The sequence below is a fragment of the Pseudanabaena sp. CCNP1317 genome, assembly GCF_034931345.1.
GTDB classification, from domain to species: Bacteria; Cyanobacteriota; Cyanobacteriia; order Pseudanabaenales; family Pseudanabaenaceae; genus Pseudanabaena; species Pseudanabaena galeata.
Window position 1 is genome coordinate 1 of record NZ_JAYGIF010000078.1, and the last position, 8255, is coordinate 8255.

At 42.6% G+C, this 8255-nt stretch carries 5 protein-coding genes and 2 pseudogenes; 3 read left to right on the forward strand and 4 right to left on the reverse strand.

Annotation, left to right across the window (positions count from 1 at the left end; all coding sequences use genetic code 11):
* Positions 1 to 103: pseudogene (locus tag VB775_RS26500) on the forward strand (photosystem II protein D1); the annotation flags it as partial.
* 152 nt (positions 104 to 255) lie between these two features.
* Here the strand turns inward: VB775_RS26500 and VB775_RS15430 are convergent.
* The 4 genes from VB775_RS15430 to VB775_RS15445 are packed head-to-tail and all read right to left on the reverse strand — an operon-like array spanning position 256 to position 7907.
* A complete protein-coding gene (locus VB775_RS15430) occupies positions 256 to 417 on the reverse strand; it encodes a hypothetical protein (RefSeq protein ID WP_281005438.1) in 162 nt (53 codons plus the stop codon).
* Between the two features lie 37 nt (positions 418 to 454).
* On the reverse strand, positions 455 to 1054 hold the full coding sequence (locus VB775_RS15435) for a hypothetical protein (protein WP_281005439.1): 600 nt from the start codon (positions 1052 to 1054) through the stop codon (positions 455 to 457).
* Positions 1054 to 2454, reverse strand: coding sequence for an AAA family ATPase (locus VB775_RS15440; RefSeq protein ID WP_281005440.1), 1401 nt, complete (start codon positions 2452 to 2454; stop codon positions 1054 to 1056). Before VB775_RS15440 ends, VB775_RS15435 begins: the two co-directional genes overlap by 1 nt.
* Positions 2455 to 2456: 2 nt before the next feature.
* Positions 2457 to 7907: a DEAD/DEAH box helicase gene (locus VB775_RS15445; RefSeq protein WP_281005441.1), complete on the reverse strand. Its 5451-nt coding sequence runs from the start codon at positions 7905 to 7907 to the stop codon at positions 2457 to 2459.
* Here VB775_RS15445 and VB775_RS15450 point away from each other — a divergent pair.
* A complete protein-coding gene (locus VB775_RS15450; RefSeq protein ID WP_281005442.1) occupies positions 7894 to 8067 on the forward strand; it encodes a hypothetical protein in 174 nt (57 codons plus the stop codon). The genes VB775_RS15445 and VB775_RS15450 overlap by 14 nt on opposite strands.
* A 62-nt stretch (positions 8068 to 8129) precedes the next feature.
* A pseudogene (locus tag VB775_RS15455) lies at positions 8130 to 8255 on the forward strand (photosystem II q(b) protein); the annotation flags it as partial.

Here is an 8255-nt window from a genome sequence, read left to right on the forward strand (position 1 = left end):
CATGGAAGTAATGCACGAGCGCAATGCTCACAACTTCCCTCTCGATTTGGCAGCAGTTGATGTAGCACCAGTAGCAATGGCTGCTCCTGCTATCAACGGTTAATCGACTAGTCTAGTCATCTCGAAACAAAAAAGCCTCTCCGCAAGGAGGGGCTTTTTTGTTTTGGTTTGTGTAGGAGGCGATCGCCTTGCTCGTTGGTTATGTACTGTAATGTTTCAGGCATAATTTAGCTCCTGTTTTCCTATGTTTATCTCTCATTCAATGGGGGGCAAGCTATTCACAATTTTAACTGACTCAACGCTTACTCGCACGATGCACTTAACGAGATCGAGGATGTAGCGCGGGTCGTCTGACCAGTGGTTAGGATTGTTGGTAATTCCGCTATCTTTGTCGCGGGTGAGTTGATAGCGTTCCATGATCCATTCTAGGGCGGGGTTGTCGTTAACGATGTATTCATAATAAGGTTTTGAAGTATATTTCTTGTTGATGTTTTAATGAGGAGAAATATTTAGGAATCTCAGGTAAATTTAATTGGTCTAACGGGATTTTGCTAACTAGGTTTTCTCTTTTAAATTTTGTGGTTTTTTTGTTTAGTTTAGTTTTTTGAGGAATTTCTTTAATTACGGCAAATTTTATTTCATAATCCATCAAAAAATCTGTGTAGCCCCAAAATATTTGACCAATTTTTTGCAAATATTTGTATAAGCAAAAAGCGCCTTTAAGCTGATTGATGATATCTTTGTTATCTGGATTACCTGATTTTAATTCTAAGAAAATTGCAATTTTTTTGTTTTTGATATTGGTTAAAATAATATAATCTGCTCGTTTACATTCACCTTGCAAGCCTTTGAAAAAATTGAGGAGTGCTGGAAATTCATCAGCTTTAAGAATAAATGTTTCTTTTGGTAGCCCTTTGATTTTAATGAAATACGAGTTGTTATCAATATTTTCAGTGAGTGTTACTTCATTGCTAGAGTTTGGTAATGGTATTAGAGAGATTTCTACATTGTTTGAAATTAATTCAGATAATATTTTATGATCTTTTTCCCACATCAGAGTTCTTCTCCGTAGACAATGGCTTCTTGGATGCGGTTCATTTTATCGATTTCAGTGTCAAAACTAGAAATTTCGATTCCTAGCTCTGGATCGATACTAGCAAGAACTAGAGTCTGGCAACGAGTACGCCTTGACTTTCCATTTAACTGAATTAAGTCTTCTTTTGCAATATAGGCTCTTATTTTAGATGGATTTAGTAATTCATTTAACTGGTAACCTTCTTGTACTGCAATTTCTTTGATGTGGGGCTTATCTGAGTTAAGCATAATCAATGTATTTAACTCTTTCACGATATAGTCGCTGTGAGTTGTTACAAATATTTTGATGCCGTAATTGACTAATTTAGCAATTAACCTTGCCACTCGTCTTTGATTTTCAGGATGTAGATTTAGTTCTGGTTCATCGATCATTAACAAATCGCCTTTTTTGGCAATATGTTTTAGATAAAAGCCAATATCTAAAAGCGATCGCACAGAGCTAGAACTTTCATCCATTGATAGTTTGAGTTTTTTATTGCTATTGGGAGTGTAGTAGATTTCGTCATTTTTACTGACTGTATATTGACCGCCAATAATATTTGAAAAATCATCTAAAATATCGCTATTTTCTTGACTAAGTTGACTTTTTCGTTTGAAGATTGATGCTAAAGTTCTGACAAATTCGACATTGGCTTTAATAGGAATGGCATAATCGCTATACCCTTCTTTAAATAACAACTCTATGCGATCTGTTTCTTTCTCGACTTGATGCAATTCTGATAGAAGTCGATTTCTAGCGAAATTAAGTTCTTTGTGAAAAATAGCTGCACCTGTTCGCTCGGCACTAGCAATAAAAGGGCGAGGAAGAAATTTGCCCAAAATAATACTCTTAATGGAATCACCAATAAATCTTTTGATGATTTCTTTTGGGATTTGTAAATCTTTTTTATCGGTTAATAATGTAACAACTACATCAAAGCTACCTTTATTTTTAGTAAGAGAAAAGAATCTTAGGTCAGAGTCAGCCGAACCAATCTGATCGCTATATTCAATATCTACTGAGTCAGCATCAATATCTAGTTCAATCTTAAATTGTGTATCCTTGAAGCGATCTTGATTTGCGGCGAAAGTCTCAAAAATATCTTTGGAATAAGCTGTGGATGCTTGAGCAAGGATAGATTTATGTTTAGCAATATATTCTAATAGGCTAATGTTCGCTACTCCAATATTGAGAAGTTGATTAACCACTTCTTCGCTAACCTCTATTTGTAAAGCATTTCTCCATATGGTTAAAAAGCCAAATATGGCATAGGTTACATAGGTTTTGCCAGTGTTGTTACTGCCACAAATGAGGGTTAGATCTCCTAACTCTAGTTCTGCGTGTTCGATAACGCCTAAATTTTGAACTGTAATTTTCATTTCTATCTCTCATTCAATAGTGGCAAGCTGTTCACAATTTTAACTGATTCGACACTGACGCGGACGATGCGTTTAACTAGGTTGAGGATGTAGTGCGGGTCGTCTGACCAGTGGTTAGGATTGTTGGTAATGCCGCTATCTTTGTCGCGGGTGAGTTGATAGCGTTCCATGATCCATTCTAGGGCGGGTTTGCCGTTGACGATGTATTCGTAGGCTTGTAGGGGGATGCCAGTGAGGGTGATTTTGCTGTTGTAGATGATGGTGGTTTTATCGATCGCTTTGTTTTTGACTCCAAATTTCATTTTGGATACGAGATAGTCTTTGTCTTCGAGATAGAGTTCGCTTTTGAATTCTTCTAATGGATATGGTTCTATATTTTCATAGTTGAGATGCCATTGGGCGAGGTTGCGTCCTGCGGTGCTGAAGGTGTGGAAATCGGCGGCGTAGGGAATGCGGGGTAACATTTTTTTGAGGTCGGCGGCGAAGCGTTGTTTGTATTCGGGGCTATGGAGGATGCCATAAATGTAATAGAAGATGTCTTCTTTGGTAATGGTTTGGTCTTGATAGGTGGTTTGGAAGTCGCTGAGGATGGTGTCGGGGATGTTTTCTTTTTTGGTGTAGCCTGTTTCGGTTAGGAAGAGTGTGGTTTGGTCGGTTGGTTCGGGTTTTTCATAGGTATAAAGTGGGAAGCATTGACCTTTAGAAATCATTTCCAAATCTGGCAATATTTTCGATACTATCGCTGAAAAATCTTTTATTGAACCTGTTCCAGTTAGGCAAATTACCAAATTTTCTAAATTCTCATTTGGGAAAATTCTAGGCATTTGGTAAACCATGTCATTAAAATTCTTATTGAAATAGCTCCATTGTTTGCAATAAGGACGATACATTCCCCTTACAAGTGAATCATTATCAAATTCATAATGAACTAATCTGCCAAGATCATTTTTTAGACCTCTTGACCAGCTTATCTTTTGGGGATCTGTACTAATAAAAGCTTCTACTAATTTTTGTCTTGCTTCAGCATTAGCAAAAGTTTTTCCTTGAGAATAAATTTGAAAATCCTCAACTTGGGAATTATAAAAGTCAATCATCTTACTCATATTGACTGTTAGATCTTGACGTGAAAAGTTGTAAATCCAATTATCACGATTTGTTTTTACTCCATTAGAATACACATCAAAAATTGATTTACTCGATTTGTCTGTTTTATCGCCAATTGAAATAAATTCATCAAATTCTGGATCACGTTGATTTATCCAGTCTTGGCTGTCGTTAGGGAGTAGTGAATCCCAGTTAATGCTTGTGAAACTGCCAAGATTCTTAATTTTGTCTAGCTTTTCTTCACGACTCAAATAATCGCCAATATCGTGATAAAAAAGTTGATGCTGTCCTGCTTTTTCAGGATTTTTGATCAGTAAAGTTATGGCGATAGTTGTGCGCGTTCCTTCACCAAAAACACTACCTTTTTCCATGCGTCTCTGTTCTCCCGAAGTTCGCGCATTCCCTCGCAAATTAAAACAATAAACGCTCGTAAATTCATCAGTTAGACATTTACGCAATCCATCCATTGCATTGTTATCAATAAAAGAACCATTCGTCACAAAACAAACAATCCCGCGATCCTTGATTCTGTCACTAGCCCAACGGATCGCCCGAATATAGGAATCATAAAGACTATTCTTATTCGTAGCACTGGAATATCTTGCATAGGTATCCCGAATCTTGTCATCTAAAGCAGGATACTTGAGATTTTTATTACCATCATTCTCGCTAGTCTGCCCCGCCGAATAAGGCGGATTGCCAATAATGACCCGAATATCATTATTTCGCTGCCTCACCACACGCTGATTATTTTCGGGAAACATCACCTCATTCAAAGTCCCCTGACTCTCAAACATCTGAAATGTATCAGTAAGGACAATGCCGTTAAAGGGTTGGTAATGCCCTTCGACTTCGCTCAGGGCGAGGGTTGCCTCGTTCTCTGAGCGGAGCCGAAGGGAACGGATTTCTGCTTGAAGTTGCCCTTCGGCTTCGCTCAGGGCGCGGGTTGCCTCGTTCCCTGTGTCGTTCCCTGAGCGGAGTCGAAGGGAACGACACAAATCATGAAACGCCGCCTCAATATTAATCGCCGCGATGTAATACGCCAACAACACAATCTCATTCGCGTGAAGCTCCTGATGATACTTCCGTTCCAAATCCTGCGGCGCAATCAAACCATTCTGCAACAACCGCACCATAAACGTCCCCGTCCCCGTAAACGGATCGAGAATATGCACATTATCATCCGTCAAACCCACCCCAAACTCCTGACGCAGCGCATCATCCGCACTTCGCACAATAAAATCCACCACCTCCACAGGCGTATACACAATCCCCAACCGTTCCGCCATGCGAGGAAAAGCATTCTTAAAGAACTTATCGTAAAGCTCAATAATAATCTTCTGCTTACCCTCAGCATTGTCAATCCCACTCGCTGCACGAGCTTTAACCCTCACACTCGCATAAAACTTATCCAAAGTCGCAATCTCCTTACCCAACGCCTGCCCCTCCAAAGCATCTAGCATCTTTTGCATCGCGATCGAAACAGGATTTAATTGCGTAAACTGATAATCCTCAAACAATGCATCAAACACAGGCTTCGTAATCAAATGCTGAGACAACATCTCGATCGCATCAGATTCACTAATACTAGGATTAAGATTACAGCGCAAACCCTCCAAAAAATCATCAAAAGCTTGACGGTGCGTAGCTTCGGAACTAGACAATAAAGCTTTAATCCGTGACGTATGGCGATCGGCAATTTGCGCCACATCCTTCGCCCAATCTTCCCAATAACGGCGATCGCCACATTTGACGACAATCTTGGCATAGATCGCATCGCGCCACTCTTCCAATTGCGGAAAATTCAGCGTCATTTGTTTCGCTTTCGGCTGACCATTACCGACCTTCTCAACATCATCGGACGCACCACCACCAACACCAATCACATCCACTTGCGGCGGTCTAGTTTCATTCAACTCAATTTTATTGATAATCGCATTAAAGCGATCGTCATGGGCGCGTAAGGCTTGCAGCACCTGCCAGACCACCTTATACTTCTCATGATCCTTCAGCGCCTCCTCTGGAGTCATGTCCGCAGGAATCCCAATCGGCAAAATAATATAACCGTACTTTTTGCCCTCAGCCCTTCGCATCACCCGCCCCACCGACTGCACCACATCGACAACCGAGTTACGCGGCGACAGGAAAATGACAGCATCTAACGCAGGTACATCCACCCCTTCTGACAGACATCGCGCATTAGAGAGAATGCGGCACAAATTGCCCTGACTGCTGGTATCCGCCTTTAGCCAATCTAGCTTCTGATTGCGAACCATCACATTCTGCTTCCCATCAACGTGCTGCACTTCGCAGGGCAGAATCTCCTCTTCAGGATGCAACTTTTGATATTCCTCAATGATTTGCGAAAACATCTCCGTAAATCTCTTCTCAGAAGCAGCGATCGTCCCTGCAAAAGCGACAGCGCGGCGCATGGGCGCAATATCTCCCTGCACATCTTCGCGATCGCTTTCCGCCGCAAATCGCTTAGACAATCCATTCCAACAACCCGTAATCTTAACCGCATCCTCTAGCCTTAATTCGTTATTAGCATCCGCTAACTGACGCTGAAAAGTTGCGCTGACATACTTCTCATCCACAGCCAACACCATCACCTTATAATCCGTCAACAGCCCCGTCGCCACCGCTTCCGCAAATCCTAAGCGATGGAACTCTTGACCATAGATTTTCTCATCATCCATCGAACAGACGATCGCCTCATTTTCCTTAGCCTTACTCTTAGCCGAATCCGCATAAAGCCTTGGTGTAGCCGTCATATACAGCCGCTTTTTCGCCTTAATAAAGTCCTGATCATGCACCTTCACAAAATGCGAATCATCATCCCCCGCCAAAGTCACGCCCGTAGTCCGATGCGCCTCATCGCAAGTAATCAAATCAAACTCTGGCAATCCTTTCTTCTGTGCATCTGCGATCGCTTGGATCGATTGATAGGTAGAAAAGATGACTGTGAGAACAGGAGATCCCCCTAAATCCCCCTTGTAAAGGGGGACTTGAAAACTCCTCTCTTCTCCCCCCTTCGATAAGGCGGGCTGGGGGGGATCGTTACCATCATCAACAGAAGATCCCCCTAAATCCCCCTTGTGAAGGGGGACTTGAAGACTCCTCTCTTCTCCCCCCTTCGATAAGGCGGGCTGGGGGGGATCGTTACCATCATCAACAGAAGATCCCCCTAAATCCCCCTTGTAAAGGGGGACTTGAAGACTCCTCTCTTCTCCCCCCTTCGATAAGGGGGGCTGGGGGGGATCGTTACCATCATCAACAGAAGATCCCCCTAAATCCCCCTTGTGAAGGGGGACTTGAAAACTCCTCTCTTCTCCCCCCTTCGATAAGGGGGGCTGGGGGGGATCGTTACCATCATCAACAGAAGATCCCCCTAAATCCCCCTTGTGAAGGGGGACTTGAAGAGTAAGCGCCCGATATCTCCCCACAATTACATCCACATCCGTCGTCGCAGGAAAAGCCAAATCACGGGCGCTCATATCCTCCGTATCCGACTTTTTCGACACCTTCGCATCCGAACAAACCGCAATACTCTGCAACCTCACCGTTGCCTCCGCCGACCATTCCCGCAAAGTCTGCGACATTAACGAGATCGAAGGCACTAAAAATAAAACCGTGGCGCTACCTTGCTCAATGGCAAACCTCTCCGCAATCTGCAAAGCCGTATAAGTCTTACCCGTCCCGCAAGCCATGATCAACTTACCGCGATCGCCTGTCTTAAAACCAGCCATCACCTTATCCAAAGCCATACTCTGATGCGGTCTAATCGACTTCTTCGGCTTTAATGGTAAAACGGGCGCGGGGCGCGTCTCAAAATCATCATCATTATTAATACTTGTCGAAACACTCTGCACCGCATAGCGCAAATTTTGCGAACTCACCTGACTCCAATCCACTGGACTTTGATCGAGATCATGTAAAGTCAGGCGATCGACAGGAATATGCTGGTTTTTCAGCGCGTCCTCCGCATTCTTACCCCAACCGCAAGTTGTCACAATCAACCGATGTGTAAATGGCGCTTTGCCCGAAGCCGTAAAAAATGAATCAATATCCCCCTTATCCAATAAATGATCGGGTTGATAGCACTTACACTGAATCGCCCAATATTCACCTGTAGCCCGTTCCTGAGCAACTAAATCAATCCCTAGATCCCCTTTGCCCTCACGTTGCGGAAAATCCATCCACAGCCACACCCGCTTAAACAGTTCGGCATATTGCGGATCAGTTCGCAAATAAGCCAATGTCAAATACTCAAACTTGTCACCTAAATCACGGGTTGAGGTTGCTTCTTGGCGAAATTGCTCAAGAACGTTGTGAATGGTGACAGTCATTTTAGTTTCTGTATATTTTTGGCAAATATTAGCATACACCTCAAAAACCTCATCACAAAACAAAGACCAGAAGCCGAATGTCGGCAAACCGTTAAAAAGCGATCGGGTATCCCTACAGACAGATCATGAGTACAAATACTTTACAAAACTGGGTATGTAAAGTTAGATTAAGCACATAGCGAAAGCTAATTATAAATACATCCAAACCGCAATCATAAACCAATGACCACAGCAGTACAAAGACGCGAAAGCGCTTCCATCTGGGATCAGTTTTGCAATTGGATTACCAGCACCGACAACCGCCTCTATGTAGGTTGGTTCGGCGTAATCATGATCCCTTGCTTACTC

Excerpts from the sequence above, each read along its gene's own strand:
- VB775_RS15430 (WP_281005438.1), bottom strand. The coding sequence starts at position 417 with ATGGAACGCTATCAACTCACCCGCGACAAAGATAGCGGAATTACCAAC.
- VB775_RS15435 (WP_281005439.1), bottom strand. The coding sequence starts at position 1,054 with ATGTGGGAAAAAGATCATAAAATATTATCTGAATTAATTTCAAACAAT.
- VB775_RS15440 (WP_281005440.1), bottom strand. The coding sequence starts at position 2,454 with ATGAAAATTACAGTTCAAAATTTAGGCGTTATCGAACACGCAGAACTA.
- VB775_RS15450 (WP_281005442.1), top strand. The coding sequence starts at position 7,894 with ATGGTGACAGTCATTTTAGTTTCTGTATATTTTTGGCAAATATTAGCA.
- VB775_RS15445 (WP_281005441.1), bottom strand. The coding sequence starts at position 7,907 with ATGACTGTCACCATTCACAACGTTCTTGAGCAATTTCGCCAAGAAGCA.